Genomic DNA, 14,089 nt, shown 5'->3' with positions numbered 1-14,089 from the left:
ACTTGTGGTTATCGCACCGTCAGCAGCCGCGGAGCGCCGGCGTTGCGTTGCTGCTACTCGATGTCCGTCGCCCGGCGACGGACACGCGTGCGCAAGCCGGCAGCGCTCACGTCGAGCCGCCTTGCAACACGTGATTCGTTCAGTTCAATTCAGTGCGGCGCGCACCAGTCAGGCGCGCACGCCGGCCGCCTGCCTCAGCATGGCGTGGACATTGTCGTGGGTCATTCTCTAGGCGCACCGTTGAGGGCGCCGAATACTTCCCGCAGATCGGCCGCACCACGCGCCGGGCGGTCCAGCATCTTCAGCTCGACGCTTTGCAAATGGCGCGACATGAGTGCCGCCGCCTCTTTTGCATCGCCGGCGTCGAGCGCGGCGAGTATGGCTTCGTGGTCTTCGAACGAGCATGGGCTGCGTCCGAGCGACTCGTACAACGCGGAAATCAGCGTGGAGCGCGCCACCAGCCCGTTCAGGCAATCGCACAACACCGTGTTGCCGGTCAGTCCCGCCAATTCGGTGTGAAACTCGCCCGACAGGCGAATCCACGCCGGAAAATCACGTGTTTCGAACGCTTTGCGTTCCCGGCCGATCATGCTGCCAATGCTCTTCAAGCGCCGCATGCCGTGACCGCTGCAAATCTTTTCCACCACCGCCAGTTCGATGATGCGGCGCATCTCGAACACCTCGTGCACTTCCTGTAGCGAGGGGCTCGCCACGAACGCGCCGCGATTCGGTTCGAGATCGACGAGGTGGTCCGTCGCGAGTTGCGTCAGCGCCTGCCGGATCGGGCCGCGCTTCACGCCGAATACTTCGCACAACTGCGCTTCGGTCAGCTTGGCGCCCGGCGCAAGCCGATGCTCGAGGATCGCGGCGCGGATGCGCTCGGCGATCACTTCAGGTTTCGTACTATTGGCGGCGGTAGGGTCTGCGTCGGACATGATGTGTGTCTCGGTATGTTGGTCATCTTAGGATGGACATAAAGATTGTCAACAATTTTTGATTTTAATTTTGACAATTTTCACGGCAAGGGAAGGCTGACGGGCTTATAGATCAGTCCCGAAGCCTTGATACAGGCTATGTATAAGTTTAATTAGACTGAAAGGACGCCGTCTGTTGAGGGCGGGTTTTGTCAACAAAACCAATGGACCTTCACGGGTCGTTCTGCTCGTGGTCGATTCCAAAACACAGGCCGTTAGTTGCGTTACTGGAGTAGAAATAAAGCGGGCAATGGCCCGCTTCGCTCGCACGTCCGCTCACGCGAGATACGGATAGCCCGACAAGCTCAGTTCGAATCCCTGTGCGTTGGCAACGAGATGCGCGTCCGCGCCCACCGGCAGCGTCAGCATGTTGCGGACATGACCGAATTGCAGCCCTGTCACGATCGGAATGCCGATCACCGACCTCGCCTGCTCGATCACCGAGTGCAAGTCGTAACCATTGTCGTAGTCGTAGGATTTGGCGCCGGAGAAATCGCCCAGCACGAGTGCCTGCTGCTGCGCGAGGATGCCGGACAGGTGCAGCTGATAAATCATCCGCTCGACCCGGAACGGTTGTTCGTTGACGTCTTCGATAAACAGGATTCCGCCACTCACCGGCGGCATGTACGGCGTGCCGATCAGCGACACGAGCACCGCCAGGTTGCCGCCCCACAACATGCCCGAGACATCTACTGGCTGTGCCTGCGGCGTGTTGCTCGAGACCGTCATGGTCGGTTTCGTCAACGCGGACCAGAAGTGCTGCATGGTGAACTCGCTGAGTTCCTCCGCCCCGAAATCACTCATCACCATCGGACCGCCGAAGGTTTTCACCCCGGCTCGCGCCAGCAACGCAAGCTGGATCGCGGTGAAATCGCTATGCCCCACGAGGGCAACCGGTTGATCGGTCAGCCGCCGTTGCAGCCCTTCGTAGTCGAGTCCGTGCAGAATGCGCACCGCGCCGTAGCCGCCGCGCACGGCCAGCACGATATCCGGCAACTCACGCGACGGGTCGGCGAGCCGGTTCAGATCGGCAGCGCGCTGGCCGTCGGTGCCGGCGAAGCGCAGGTAGCGACGCCGCGCCGCTTCCGCGCCCTCGATGCGATGGCCCTGGGCATGAAAACGCTGCAGCGCGCGATGCAGCACCTCCGGATCATGCGGATACCCGGACGGCGCGATCAGTTCGATGGTGCGATGGACGCTCATGAGCAAGACCTTGTTTGACGTTGTAGTTTCAGAGCGCCTCGGCCGGGCCCGCTTCGTTGCCCGCTTCGTTTCCCGCTTCGTGGCCCGATGCGTTGCCCGATTTGCTGTCCGATTCATTGCCCGCATCGCCACGTGCCGAAGCGCGCGCTTCGCGGCTGGCGCGCCGCCGCTCGGCAAAGAACGATTTGAGCGCGGCGCCGCATTCGCTTTCGAGCACGCCGCCGGTCACCGTGGTGTGATGATTCAACTGCGGATTAGCGAAAGCATCCACGACACTACCGCACGCGCCGGTTTTCGGATCGCGCGCGCCGAAGACGACACGAGCGATGCGCGCGTGCATGATCGCGCCGGCGCACATCAGGCAAGGTTCGAGCGTCACGTAAAGCTCGCAACCCGGCAGACGGTAGTTTTCGACGGCCTGCGCCGCCGCACGCAGCGCGGCCATTTCCGCATGCGCCGACGGGTCGTGCGCACCGATTGGGTGATTGAAACCTTTGGCGATGACTTCGTCACCTCGCACGAGCACTGCGCCGACGGGCACTTCACCGGCAGCACGCGCCTCTTCGGCGGCAGCCTGGGCGAGCGCCATGAAGCGGCGATCGCGCTCGGAGACAACGGGAGTTGCGGGTGAATCGCCGGGCGAGAGCTCAGCATCCGGCAATACGGCGGCAGAGCCAGAATCCGTCGCGGCCGATCCGGCGACACCACCCGCCAAGGCTTGAGAACTCATCGTATTCGGCACTTCGTGAGAATGGAAAGAATCCGCATCCGGCACGATGGAGTGAGCTAGCGGCTCGCTCACGGCGAACCCGCATCTGCCGCATTCAGGCTGCCGACGCGTTCGGACAGCCGTTCGGCAATACGCCGGCAGTATTCGCGCGGCAAAACCAGCGGGCCGCCGCGCAGCGATTCAAGCGCCATGTCGAGCGCAAGCATGCGCGCCTGCAGACGGCAGCGGGTAGCCTGGTCGCTCACGGCATTCAACTCCGCTTGCAGGTCGCGCAACGCGCGCAACTGCTCGACAGCGGGCGGCACAAAGCCCGCATTCTTCAAAATCCGGTTGGCGACGCGTACCTCTTCAGGAACCAGAGCGTCGTCGCCCAAGGATAGCGGCGCACCCGCGCCGGGTAACTCGTCGAACTCCCCGCGCGCGGCGGCGGCGGCAATACGCTGTTCGACTAATGCATCAAGCAATCTCATCTGCGATCCACTACGTTGCGGCCCAAGCATTCTATCAGGCAGCGCACGCTCGTTCCGGCTCCGCAACCGACGAAACCCCCTACGTTTTCAGATTTTTCGTCATTCGAGAGCACACGGCCGGACGCTAGGCTCAAGGGTTCGCCGCCACGCCGCGTGCCGCCCGCTCCCGCGCTAAAACCTGACAGAAAACTTTCAACGGACCGCGCAGTTCGCGCCTTTGCTCGTGGCCTCTCAAAACCACCGCCGATATGCAATCCGGAATGACTTACCCAAGCCGAAACCACGCCGCCATCACGTTCGAGACTGCCATAGCCGCACACCCTCTCCACCTGTGCAAACGCATATCCCGGGCACCCCTGCGCGCAGCGCTGGCCGCCGTGATGATCTCGCTCGTGCTATCCGGCTGCGGCGTGTTCTGCGGTGGCGCAGGCGGCAGCGGCGGCGGCTTCGCCGGTGGCTGCGCGACCGGCATGCGTTTCTGAGCCGTCGCGCCTGGACACGTCGGCATCAACTGCGGCGCCGTGCATTATGAGCGTGCATCCGCCAATGGCCATCGAGCCAGCATGACGTGCCGCGTACGCCCGAGCAAACTGTGCATCAACGCGAATTCGCGCACGTTCCAGCACAGCGGTTCAACCGGACGCGCAGCGGCCCAAGGCATGCCATACGCCAGTGTGACGTGCGGCGTATAGTCCACCGCGGCTGACATGGCATGCTCCCCGCACCCTGCGTCTTGCAACGCGCGGCATAAAGCGTCGTGCAGCCGATGCAGACCGTTCACGCCCTCGCCCCCGCCCAACACTAACGGCCCCGGTCGTGGCTTGGATGCAAAGCTCACCACCGTATCGAATTCGACGCTGAACGGCTCCATCCTGACCAACGAGGCAGCTTTCATGGCCGCCTCGACCCGCGCCTGAGGCAAACCGCCCGCGAAATTTCCGAGGTGCTGCAAGGTAACGTGCAGACGGGCCGCCGCGAGCGGTTTGCTGCGCGCGCGACTCTCCCCGCAAAGCTGTTGCGCGAGCTTCGAAATACTTGCCGCCGTATTGGCGTCAGGAAAGACAGCGAAAAACAGGCCGTCTGTCGGCGTTGGCGGCGCCTCGAGGCCAGGCAGCCAGAGTTGTTCAGGCATGGGATTTCTGACCAGATAAAGCCGGCATGTAGATGAATCTCCGTTCATTGTGCGGGCTTGCCTGAGCGCGTGATCGACTCAGACCACTCGACTATGCGAGGTTGCACGATCGCCTTGCTACGGCAAGCCCCGGAACTCGCAAGGTATGGCTGGGCCGCAGGCGAAAGCGTCGCCACCCGGCGCGCACGCCATTGCCGTTGAAGCGCTTTCGCTTCCCACTCAAGAATTGCTCGCCGTGACGGGCCCACGCACAAGACTGTACATCCATACAGTACGAACGGCAACGGGGGACTGGACAAAAAGTGGCAAGTATTCGCCAGCGCGGCGGAGGGTGAAACGGCGTGCGTCGGCGTATGCGGGGCTCCCGCGGAGATCGGCGCGGAGGTGGCAAGGATGCCGCGCCGACAGCACATGACGCGACCGGCGCAATGCATCAACCATGCCGTGGAGCGGCAAACCAACCGCGACCTGGCCCCTACCGGGTTCCAACTTGACTTGAGTCAATTGGCCGGAGCGATAGCGGCTCTATCTTCAGCAGACGCACCATACACAGGCTGGCGATCTCCGGTTTTGCATCTCTTCATCCGGAAGCGTTTGAACCGAACCAAAAACCATGGCCATATCGAAACACCGGATGCAGGCCCTGCTCGCGCTAGTCGCTCTTGCCGCGGCCGGCGTAGTGGTGTGGCGTTGGCCGGTGCTGTTCGGCTCCCATCATGATACGACCCATATCATCGTGTCCGGCAACATCGAGGCTCACGAGAGTGTCCTGAGCTTCACGCAGGTCCAGGCGCCGATTGTCTACCTGCCATTCGACGAAGGCGCTTACGTCAAGCGCGGCACCGTGCTCGCGCGCGTGGACGATCGCCTGTATCGGCGGCAGACGGAAATCGACCAGACCAACCTGCAAGTTGCCACGGCGCAGATCAGCGCCAATGAGAGCACCTTGGCGGCGGCACGTCACAACGTCGTCAGCGATCAATTCGATCTCAGCGAAAAACAGCTCGACCTGGGGCGAGCGGAAATCCTGGTGAAAGGCAACGCGATTCCGCGTCAGGCACGTGACCTCGCCTTCACCGCCGAACGGCAATCCGCCGCGGCCCTCGCGCACGACAAGGCGCTGGTGGAAGTGGCAAGCAACAACATCACGCTCGCGCGCGCCAATCAGGCCGCCGCCGCGGCGAAGCTCAAGCTCGACGAAGTGATGCTCTCCTACACCGAGCTGCGCGCGCCGTTCGACGGCGTCATCGCAGTACGCGAAGCGGAACTCGGGCAGCTCGCGGGATCGGGCGTCGCGATCGTTACGCTCGATGAACTCGATCACGTCTGGCTGCGCGCGTATGTGAACGAGCCCGATATCGGCAAAGTTCGCCTCAACGAAGCCGCCACCGTGACGACCGACACCTACCCCGGCAAGCGCTACCAAGGGCGCATCAGTTTCATTTCCCCGCAGGCCGAGTTCACGCCCAAAACCGTCGAGACGCACGCCGAGCGCGTGACGCTCGTCTACCGGATCCGTATCGATATCGACAACCCGACGCACGAACTGCTGCCGGGCATGCCGGCCGATGCGTCCATCGCTTTGCTGGCAGCGGGCAAATGAGCACCGACCCGGCAGCGGCGGCCATCCGCGCGCACGACCTGGTGCGCAGTTTCGGCGCCGTGCAGGCGGTGCGGGGTGTCAGCTTCGACATCGAACGCGGGGAAATCTTCGGCCTGGTCGGGCCGGACGGTGCGGGCAAAACGACCATCATGCGCATGCTGGCTGGCGTGCTGCGGCCCGACGCCGGCCAGATCTCGCTGGAAAATATCGACGTGATAGCGGCGCCGGAACGCGCAAAGGCTGCCCTCAGCTATATGCCCCAGCGTTTCGGCCTGTACGAAGACCTGACCGTCGCCGAGAACATTTTCTTCTACGGCGAACTCTTCGGGGTATCGCGCAAAGCCAATCGGACCCGCAGCGGCGAACTTCTCGAGGCCGCCGGCCTCGTGCCATTCCGCGATCGTCTCGCCGGTCAACTATCGGGCGGCATGAAGCAGAAACTCGGGCTGGTGTGCGCGTTGATTCACACGCCCCGCGTGCTGCTGCTGGATGAGCCGACCACGGGCGTGGACCCGGTGTCGCGGCGCGATTTCTGGGCGATCCTGTACAACCTGCGCGAAAGCGGTGTCACGATCGTGCTGTCCACCGCATATATGGACGAAGCCGAACGCTGCTCGCGGCTCGCGCTGCTGCATACCGGGCAGATCCGCCAGTGCGACACGCCGGCGCGGCTGAAGCAGGCCATGCCGGGTGCCCTGTTCGCCATCGCCGCGGCAGACCCGCGCGCGGTTCACGACGCCCTCGTGGATGCGCCCGGCGTGCTGAGCGCGTTGCTGATGGGCGACCGCGTGCACGTGCGCGTTGACGAGGCCGCGCGCCGTCTGCCGGAATTGCAGGAGCGGCTTGCCACACGCGCCATTGCAAACGCAACCATCACTTCCATCGAGCCGGGCATCGAAGACGTGTTCGTCGCGCTCGTCGGGTCGGGAAGCCCGACATGAGCGCCGCGGCTCCCGTCGTCGAGGCAATCGGCCTGACCAAGCGCTTTGGCAAGTTCACGGCGGTCGACCGGCTCGACCTGTCCATCGCCAGGGGCGAAGTCGTCGGCTTCATCGGGCCGAACGGCGCGGGCAAGTCGACCACCATCCGCATGCTGTGCGGGCTGCTTTCGCCCAGTGCGGGGCGCGCTTCGGTGGCGGGCTACGACATTGGCACCCAGGCCGAGGCGCTGCGCTCGCACATTGGCTATATGTCGCAGAAGTTCTCGCTGTACGGCGACCTGACCTGCTACGAAAACCTGCGCTTTTTCTGTGGCATCTACCGGGTTCCGCGACACGACATCGCCGAGCGTATCCGGCTCGCCATTTCGACCGCGGGACTCGAGGGGCGTGAAAATATTCTCGTGCGAACGCTCGCGGGCGGCTGGAAGCAGCGGCTCGCACTCGGCTGTGCGAATCTGCACCGTCCGCCCGTGCTGTTTCTCGACGAACCGACGTCGGGCGTCGAGCCCGAGGCGCGCCGCCGCTTCTGGGATCTGATTCACGGCCTCGCCGCGGGCGGCGTGACGGTGCTGGTCTCTACGCATTACATGGACGAGGCGGAATACTGCCACCGCATCGCGCTGATCGACGCGGGCCATCTCGTGGCGATCGGCAGCCCGAATGAGCTGCGCGAACACAATCTCGGCGGCAATCTGTTCGAACTGGTGTGCGCGCCGCCTGGCGCGGCTCTCGCCGCGCTGCGCGAGGCGCCCGAAGTAATCGACGCCGCGATCTTTGGCGACCGGCTGCACGTGCTGATGCACCCGGGCGTGCCTGAAACCGTGCTTCAGCCGTTTCTTGCAGGACGGCATATCGAGTTTATCGCCGTACGCGCCATCCGGGCCAGCCTCGAAGATGTGTTCGTCCAACTGGTCACGCACGCGGATAAGGGAGTGCACTCACCATGAGCCTGCGGCGGCTGCTGGCGATGGCCTTCAAGGAAACGCTGCAGATCTGGCGCGATCCGCGCAGTCTCGCCATTGCGCTGCTGATGCCGCTGTTGCAGATGGTGCTGCTCGGCTACGGCGTCAGCCTCGATATCCGGCAGGTGCCGCTATGTATCAACGACGAGGAACACAGCCAGTTGAGCCGTGAACTGGTGCAGGACTTCGTGTCGTCGCACTGGTTCCTCGCGGTTCGGAACGTGACCCACGAACGCGCATTGCGCGACGCGATGGATCGCGGCACGTGTGCCGGCGTCGTCACGATCCCCGTCGATTTCTCGCGCGTGTTCACCACGACGGGTACCGCCTCGGTGCAAACCGTGTTCGATGCGACGGACGCCAATACGACCAACATTGCAATCGGCTACGCCCAGAACGTGATCGCGCGCATTACGGCTGAATTCCAGTTGCGCTGGCGGCAAAGCCACGGCATTCGGCCGCAAACCGTCGGTCTGGTCGATCTCGAACCGCGGGTCTGGTTCAACGAGACGCTCGACAGCCGTAACTTCATTATCCCGGGCGTCGTCGCGGTCATTCTCGCGCTGGTCGGCGCGCAGCTGACGTCGTTGACCATCTCGCGCGAGTGGGAGCGCGGCACGATGGAGCAACTCATCTCCACGCCGGTCACCGCGCTCGAAGTCATGCTCGGCAAACTGCTTCCGTACTTCGTGATCGGACTCGTCAATGCCGCATTCTGTCTGCTCAGCACGGTTTACTGGTTTCACGTGCCGTTGCGCGGCAGCGTCGGCACCCTGATCGTCACGACCGCGCTGTTTACGCTGGTCGTGCTTGGCATCGGCTATCTGGTGTCGGTTCACATTCGCAGCCAGCTCGGCGCAAGCCAGGTTGCGCTGCTGCTGACGATGCTGCCGACCAGCATGCTGTCAGGCTACACCTTCGCCATCGACCAGATGCCCGCGCCCATTCGCCTTGCCACGCTGCTCGTCTACGCCCGCTATTACATCACCATCCTGCGGGCCGTATTCCTCAAAGGCAGCACCCTTTCCGATCTCGCCGTGCCGATTCTCGCGCTGGCCGTGTATGCGCTCGCCATCATCTGGATCGCCGCCCGGGCGTTCCGCAAACATCTGGACTAGCCCATCATGTTCGACCGTCTGCAGGTCATGTTGATGAAGGAGTTTCTCGAACTCAAGCGCGACCGGTGGGCGATGTTCCGGCTGGTCGTGCCGCTGTTGCTGCAGGTGATCATCTACGGCTACGCCGCGACTTTCACCGTCAATCATGTGAGCCTTGCCGTGCTCGACCTGGACCGCAGCCAGGCGAGCCGCAACCTCGTCTCGCACTTCGTCGCCACCGGTAAATTCGACGTGGTCGATAACGCCGGCACGGACCGCGATATCACGCATGACATAGATAGCGACAAGGCGACGATGGCGCTCGTCATCCATGCCGGCTTCGCGCAGCATCTCGGCAACGGCCAGAGCGCGCCGCTGCAGGTCGTCGTGGACGGCACCAACTCCAACACCGCGCTCATTGCGCTCGGCTACGTCAGCCAGATCGTCACGCAGTTCCAGAACGATCAGATGAGCGAACCGTGGTCGAACTATACGGGCCCCGCCCGCACCGAGGTCGCCGTGACGCTGCGTGAGCGCCCCTGGTACAACGACACGATCGACGATCGCTGGTTCTTCATTCCAGGCGTGGTCGGCACGCTCACGCTGATGCAGGTGGTCAGCCTCACGGCGTTTGCCGTGGTTCGCGAACGCGAGATCGGCACGTTGGAGCAGATCATGGTCAGCCCGATCAGGCCGGTCGAGTTCATCCTCGGCAAAACCGTGCCGTTCTTCCTGATCGGTCTGGTCGACGTTGCCCTCGTGACGGCGGTAGGCATAGGATGGTTTCGGGTTCCGTTCGTCGGCAACCCGCTCGTCATGCTGGTCGGCGCATCGCTGTTTCTGTTCGCGGCATTGGGTCTCGGTTTGCTGCTGTCCACCTTCTCGCGCACGCAGCAACAGGCGTTCGCGCTCAATTTCTTTCTGATCAATCCGCTTTTCATTCTGTCGGGGTTTGCGTTTCCTATCGCCGCGATGCCCAAAGTCCTGCAATGGATTACGTTGATCAACCCACTGCGTTACTTTCTCGTCGTGCTGCGCTCGGTTTTTCTGAAAGGCACCGGATTCGCCGTGCTATGGCCGCAGTTCGCGGCAATGGCAGCGCTCGGTGCAGTCATGCTGACGCTAAGCGTATTGCGCTTTCGCAAATCGCTCGATTGAATCGCAGTGTTTTCGGCTCGGGGGGGTGCTCATTTGGCGCATTGGCGATTTGGCGATTCGGCCCCGGCGGATATCTGCTGCATTCAGTAAGCCAGCGCTTCTCCCAGCAAGCCGATACCCACGCCCGCACAAATAGCCGAGTAGCCGCGATTGCAGGTCAGAATTTCTTTTTCAAACTGCATGGCGAATCTGAATTCGGGACATCTCTCGTAAGCGATAAATACCGAGCACACCAAGGCCGACAATACAACCATTGAAAAGGCAATCTTCTCCAGAATTCGATAATGATGCGACATACCCATGCTCCCAAATCTTCATTCGCCCGGTCATCGCTTCGAAAGCGATGAAGGGATCATGCAGCGAGCCGCTGTCCGCGAGGCCCGACGGACTGCAATACCGGACATGTGCCTACTGCACTTTTCGCCCGAGGCCTCAAGGTCGGTGCGTTCTCCGTGTTGAGACTACGCACATTTTCCCCAGCCCACTTGACGTGTCACAACAAATCGCGAACGTTGAAAAACAGCCATGGCCGACGGACTCAATCAACGCAAGATCGGCGATCTATCCCCATCGCTGTGTTCTAGCGCTGAGTTTGTTGACTTCGCTCAAACGTGAGCAACCGTTCTTTCGTGAAGATGTGAGTTACCGCGACCGGTGACATGGGACCAGACCCGTCCATTCATCGGCTGTGCTGTCTGTGTCATGCGCTTGCCGATTTGCGCACGCGTTTTGAACAGACTGAATAAATTCAACCGAAGTCGTCCATCGACCGATCATGACCATCACGCTGAACGACAGGAATCCGCCTCGCCCCGTCCTGCGCGCGCGACTCGCCGGCTGGGTGTCGAGACCAACTTTCAGGCGGGACATCGTCATTGTGCTTGTCGTCAAACTGGCACTGCTGATGGCGCTCAAATACGCGTTCTTCAACCATCCACAGGCAGAGCACATGTCGCTCCCGCCTGAGCAAGTCGCGCAGGCGCTGCTGTCCGTGCCTGCCTCGCATCCGTCCCAAGGTGATCAACATGCCCGTTAGCGAAGTCGTAGAACTGTCGCGCCTCCAGTTCGCCATCACGGCGCTCTATCACTTCCTGTTCGTGCCGCTCACGCTCGGCCTGTCCTGGCTGCTCGTCATCATGGAATCCGTCTACGTGATGACCGGCAAGCAGATCTACAAGGACATGACCCAGTTCTGGGGCAAGCTGTTCGGCATCAACTTTGCCATGGGCGTCACCACCGGCCTCACGCTCGAATTCCAGTTCGGCACCAACTGGTCGTACTACTCGCATTACGTGGGCGATATTTTCGGCGTGCCGCTCGCCGTCGAAGGCCTGATGGCGTTCTTCCTCGAGTCCACCTTCGTCGGCCTGTTCTTCTTTGGCTGGAAGCGTCTCTCGAAGGTCCAGCACGTGGGTGTCACGTTCCTCGTCGCGCTCGGCTCGAACCTCTCGGCGCTGTGGATTCTGGTGGCCAACGGCTGGATGAACAATCCGGTCGGCGCCACCTTCAACTACCAGACCATGCGCATGGAGCTCGACAGCATCTTCTCCGTGCTGTTCAATCCGGTCGCGCAGGTCAAGTTCGTGCACACTGTCTCGGCGGGCTACGTGACGGCCTCGATGTTCGTGCTCGGCGTGTCGTCGTGGTATCTGCTCAAGCGCCGCGACACCGAATTCGCGCTGCGCTCGTTCGCGATCGCCGCCGGGTTCGGCCTCGCCTCCACGCTGTGCGTGATCGTGCTCGGCGACGAATCCGGCTACCGCACCGGCGAAGTCCAGCAGGTCAAACTGGCCGCGATCGAATCCGAATGGGAAACCGCGCCCGCTCCGGCACCGTTTACGATCATCGGGATTCCGAACCAGAAGGAAGAACGCACCGACTACGCGATCCGGGTTCCCTACGCGCTCGGCCTGATCGCGACGCGCTCACTCGACGAACCCGTGGTCGGCCTGAAGGACCTGATGGTGCGCAACGAGGCGCGCATCAGGAACGGCATGCTCGCCTACGCCGCGCTGCAGAAGCTGAAACAGGGCGACGTCACCGACGAAGCCAAAGCCGCCTTCGACGCGCACAAGCAGGACCTCGGCTACGGCCTGATGCTCAAGCAGTTCACCGCGAACGTCACCGACGCCACGCCCGACCAGATCACCCAGGCCGCAAAGAAAACGATCCCGCCCGTGGCGCCCGTGTTCTTCTCGTTCCGCCTGATGGTGGGCCTCGGCATCCTGTTCCTCGCCACCTTCGTGCTGGCGTTCTGGTTCTGCGCGCAGCGCTCGCTGCTGCTGGAGAAGCGCCGCTGGTTCCTGCGCTGGGCCGTGTGGGCGATTCCGCTGCCGTGGCTCGCGGCGGAATTCGGCTGGATTGTCGCGGAAGTGGGCCGCCAGCCGTGGACCATCGCGGGCATTCTGCCCACCAGCCTGTCGGCCTCGAGCCTGACGGCAGGCGACCTGTATCTGAGTATCGGGGGCTTCGTGGTGTTCTACACGGTGCTGTTCATCATCGAGATCATGCTGATGTTCAAGTATGCGCGGCTCGGTCCCTCGTCGCTGCATACGGGCCGCTATCACCATGAACAACAGCCGCCGAATCAGCCGCTGAACCAGCCGTTGCCGACCAACACGGTCGCCTGATTCGCCGCCACCGAGTTTCAAGGGAAAAGAACATCATGGATTATGCAAGCCTCAAACTCATCTGGTGGGTACTGATCGGCGTGTTGCTGATCGGCTTTGCGCTCACCGACGGCTTCGACATGGGCGCGGCGATCCTGCTGCCCTTCATCGGCAGGACCGACGCCGAGCGGCGCATCGTCGTGAACACCGTGGGCGCGACCTGGGAAGGCAACCAGGTGTGGCTCATCACCGCCGGCGGTGCGATGTTCGCCGCGTGGCCGCTGGTGTACGCGGCCTCGTTCTCCGGGTTCTACTTCGCGATGCTGCTGGTGCTGTTCTCGCTGTTCTTCCGGCCGGTCGGCTTCGACTACCGCAGCAAGCGCGAAGACCCGCGCTGGCGCAGTGCGTGGGACTGGGCGCTGTTCGTCGGCGGCTTCGTGCCGGCGCTGGTGTTCGGCGTCGCGTTCGGCAACCTGCTGCAAGGCGTGCCGTTCTCGTTCGACACCGACCTGCGCGTGACCTATCACGGCGGCTTCTTCGCGCTGCTCAATCCGTTCGCGGTGCTGTGCGGGCTCGTCAGCGTGTCGATGCTGGCCGCGCACGGCGCCGCCTTCGTGAAGATGAAAGCGGACGACGTGGTTGCCGAGCGCGCATCGCTCGCGCTGCGCATCGCGTCGCTCGCGGCCGTGGTGCTGTTCCTGATTGCGGGCGCGCTGATCGCCACGATGATCGGCGGCTATCAGCTGGTCGACGCGGCGCCGCTCGATACGGTTGCCAATCCGCTGCTGAAGAGCGTGATCGGCGCACCGGGCTTATGGCTCACCAACTACGCCACCTATCCGTGGATGGTGGCCGCTCCCGTAGCCGGCCTGGTGGGCGGCGTGCTGGCCGCGTTGCTCGCGCGTTCGCGATTCGAAAAGAGCGCGTTCCTGTCGACCTCGCTGATGATCATCGGCGTGATCCTTACGGCGGGCTTCTCGATGTTTCCGTTCATCATGCCCTCCTCGCTCGACGGCCGCAGCAGTCTCACCGTATGGGATTCGACCTCAAGCCGCATGACGTTGCAGATCATGCTGATCGCCGTGATCGTGTTCCTGCCGATCATCCTGATCTATACGAGCTGGGTGTATCGCGTGATGCGCGGCAAGGTGACTGCGGCAGCGCTCGAAGAAAATCACCATTCGATGTATTGATCGCCAATACGCGAATC

General features: G+C 62.6%; 15 protein-coding genes. 9 read left to right on the top strand and 6 right to left on the bottom strand.

The annotated features are described in order from the left end of the window. Positions 1-221: 221 nt before the first annotated feature. The 4 genes from BLW71_RS04690 to BLW71_RS04675 all read right to left on the bottom strand — a co-directional run bounded on the left by BLW71_RS04690 (position 222) and on the right by BLW71_RS04675 (position 3,377). Positions 222-935 carry a GntR family transcriptional regulator gene (locus tag BLW71_RS04690; protein ID WP_091793623.1) on the bottom strand — a complete coding sequence of 238 codons (714 nt, stop codon included), beginning with the start codon at positions 933-935 and terminating at the stop codon, positions 222-224. A gap of 315 nt (positions 936-1,250) precedes the next feature. Then, positions 1,251-2,177 (bottom strand): muramoyltetrapeptide carboxypeptidase, encoded by a 927-nt coding sequence (gene ldcA, locus BLW71_RS04685; protein WP_091793621.1) that lies wholly within the window; start codon positions 2,175-2,177, stop codon positions 1,251-1,253. 28 nt (positions 2,178-2,205) lie between these two features. Beyond that, complete coding sequence (gene tadA / locus BLW71_RS04680; protein WP_502686814.1) at positions 2,206-2,907, bottom strand: tRNA adenosine(34) deaminase TadA; 702 nt, start codon at positions 2,905-2,907, stop codon at positions 2,206-2,208. Positions 2,908-2,975: 68 nt separating this feature from the next. Further along, on the bottom strand, positions 2,976-3,377 hold the full coding sequence (locus BLW71_RS04675; protein WP_091793619.1) for a DnaJ family domain-containing protein: 402 nt from the start codon (positions 3,375-3,377) through the stop codon (positions 2,976-2,978). A 260-nt stretch (positions 3,378-3,637) separates the two neighbouring features. On the opposite strand from BLW71_RS04675, the gene BLW71_RS40735 reads away from it, so the two are divergent. Then, entirely contained in the window at positions 3,638-3,859 is a 222-nt protein-coding gene (locus tag BLW71_RS40735) for a hypothetical protein (protein ID WP_143048302.1), read from the top strand. A 44-nt stretch (positions 3,860-3,903) separates the two neighbouring features. Here BLW71_RS40735 and BLW71_RS04670 read toward each other — a convergent pair whose 3' ends face one another. Then, a complete protein-coding gene (locus BLW71_RS04670; RefSeq protein ID WP_091793617.1) occupies positions 3,904-4,509 on the bottom strand; it encodes a 2'-5' RNA ligase family protein in 606 nt (201 codons plus the stop codon). 613 nt (positions 4,510-5,122) lie between these two features. Here BLW71_RS04670 and BLW71_RS04665 point away from each other — a divergent pair. Genes BLW71_RS04665 through BLW71_RS04645 form a run of 5 tightly spaced genes read left to right on the top strand, consistent with a single transcriptional unit; the run spans position 5,123 to position 10,270 of the window. Further along, the gene (locus tag BLW71_RS04665) at positions 5,123-6,112 is read left to right on the top strand and encodes an HlyD family secretion protein (protein ID WP_091793615.1); all 990 of its coding nucleotides are present in this window, start codon (positions 5,123-5,125) and stop codon (positions 6,110-6,112) included. Continuing rightward, on the top strand, positions 6,109-7,053 hold the full coding sequence (locus BLW71_RS04660) for an ABC transporter ATP-binding protein (RefSeq protein WP_091793613.1): 945 nt from the start codon (positions 6,109-6,111) through the stop codon (positions 7,051-7,053). The genes BLW71_RS04665 and BLW71_RS04660 overlap by 4 nt, the downstream gene beginning before the upstream one ends. Then, on the top strand, positions 7,050-8,000 hold the full coding sequence (locus tag BLW71_RS04655) for an ABC transporter ATP-binding protein (RefSeq protein ID WP_091793611.1): 951 nt from the start codon (positions 7,050-7,052) through the stop codon (positions 7,998-8,000). The genes BLW71_RS04660 and BLW71_RS04655 overlap by 4 nt, the downstream gene beginning before the upstream one ends. After that, positions 7,997-9,133 (top strand): ABC transporter permease, encoded by a 1,137-nt coding sequence (locus BLW71_RS04650; RefSeq protein WP_091793608.1) that lies wholly within the window; start codon positions 7,997-7,999, stop codon positions 9,131-9,133. Before BLW71_RS04655 ends, BLW71_RS04650 begins: the two co-directional genes overlap by 4 nt. A gap of 6 nt (positions 9,134-9,139) precedes the next feature. Continuing rightward, positions 9,140-10,270: an ABC transporter permease gene (locus tag BLW71_RS04645; protein ID WP_091793606.1), complete on the top strand. Its 1,131-nt coding sequence runs from the start codon at positions 9,140-9,142 to the stop codon at positions 10,268-10,270. 83 nt (positions 10,271-10,353) lie between these two features. Here the strand turns inward: BLW71_RS04645 and BLW71_RS04640 are convergent, their stop codons facing one another. Next, complete coding sequence (locus BLW71_RS04640) at positions 10,354-10,566, bottom strand: hypothetical protein (protein WP_091793604.1); 213 nt, start codon at positions 10,564-10,566, stop codon at positions 10,354-10,356. Between the two features lie 479 nt (positions 10,567-11,045). On the opposite strand from BLW71_RS04640, the gene cydP reads away from it, so the two are divergent. The 3 genes from cydP to cydB are packed head-to-tail and all read left to right on the top strand — an operon-like array spanning position 11,046 to position 14,072. Then, complete coding sequence (gene cydP / locus BLW71_RS04635; RefSeq protein ID WP_091793602.1) at positions 11,046-11,306, top strand: cytochrome oxidase putative small subunit CydP; 261 nt, start codon at positions 11,046-11,048, stop codon at positions 11,304-11,306. Next, on the top strand, positions 11,296-12,900 hold the full coding sequence (locus BLW71_RS04630; protein WP_091793600.1) for a cytochrome ubiquinol oxidase subunit I: 1,605 nt from the start codon (positions 11,296-11,298) through the stop codon (positions 12,898-12,900). The genes cydP and BLW71_RS04630 overlap by 11 nt, the downstream gene beginning before the upstream one ends. A 35-nt stretch (positions 12,901-12,935) precedes the next feature. Continuing rightward, on the top strand, positions 12,936-14,072 hold the full coding sequence (gene cydB / locus BLW71_RS04625) for a cytochrome d ubiquinol oxidase subunit II (RefSeq protein ID WP_091793598.1): 1,137 nt from the start codon (positions 12,936-12,938) through the stop codon (positions 14,070-14,072). Positions 14,073-14,089: the final 17 nt, after the last annotated feature.

Origin of the sequence: Burkholderia sp. WP9, assembly GCF_900104795.1 — a bacterium.
Lineage (GTDB): Bacteria > Pseudomonadota > Gammaproteobacteria > Burkholderiales > Burkholderiaceae > Paraburkholderia.
This window is presented reverse-complemented; position numbering and strand designations above follow the sequence as displayed.

Coding starts and splice junctions, on each gene's coding strand:
- BLW71_RS04690 (WP_091793623.1), bottom strand. CDS start 935: ATGTCCGACGCAGACCCTACCGCCGCCAATAGTACGAAACCTGAAGTG.
- ldcA (WP_091793621.1), bottom strand. CDS start 2,177: ATGAGCGTCCATCGCACCATCGAACTGATCGCGCCGTCCGGGTATCCG.
- tadA (WP_502686814.1), bottom strand. CDS start 2,907: ATGAGTTCTCAAGCCTTGGCGGGTGGTGTCGCCGGATCGGCCGCGACG.
- BLW71_RS04675 (WP_091793619.1), bottom strand. CDS start 3,377: ATGAGATTGCTTGATGCATTAGTCGAACAGCGTATTGCCGCCGCCGCC.
- BLW71_RS40735 (WP_143048302.1), top strand. CDS start 3,638: ATGACTTACCCAAGCCGAAACCACGCCGCCATCACGTTCGAGACTGCC.
- BLW71_RS04670 (WP_091793617.1), bottom strand. CDS start 4,509: ATGCCTGAACAACTCTGGCTGCCTGGCCTCGAGGCGCCGCCAACGCCG.
- BLW71_RS04665 (WP_091793615.1), top strand. CDS start 5,123: ATGGCCATATCGAAACACCGGATGCAGGCCCTGCTCGCGCTAGTCGCT.
- BLW71_RS04660 (WP_091793613.1), top strand. CDS start 6,109: ATGAGCACCGACCCGGCAGCGGCGGCCATCCGCGCGCACGACCTGGTG.
- BLW71_RS04655 (WP_091793611.1), top strand. CDS start 7,050: ATGAGCGCCGCGGCTCCCGTCGTCGAGGCAATCGGCCTGACCAAGCGC.
- BLW71_RS04650 (WP_091793608.1), top strand. CDS start 7,997: ATGAGCCTGCGGCGGCTGCTGGCGATGGCCTTCAAGGAAACGCTGCAG.
- BLW71_RS04645 (WP_091793606.1), top strand. CDS start 9,140: ATGTTCGACCGTCTGCAGGTCATGTTGATGAAGGAGTTTCTCGAACTC.
- BLW71_RS04640 (WP_091793604.1), bottom strand. CDS start 10,566: ATGTCGCATCATTATCGAATTCTGGAGAAGATTGCCTTTTCAATGGTT.
- cydP (WP_091793602.1), top strand. CDS start 11,046: ATGACCATCACGCTGAACGACAGGAATCCGCCTCGCCCCGTCCTGCGC.
- BLW71_RS04630 (WP_091793600.1), top strand. CDS start 11,296: ATGCCCGTTAGCGAAGTCGTAGAACTGTCGCGCCTCCAGTTCGCCATC.
- cydB (WP_091793598.1), top strand. CDS start 12,936: ATGGATTATGCAAGCCTCAAACTCATCTGGTGGGTACTGATCGGCGTG.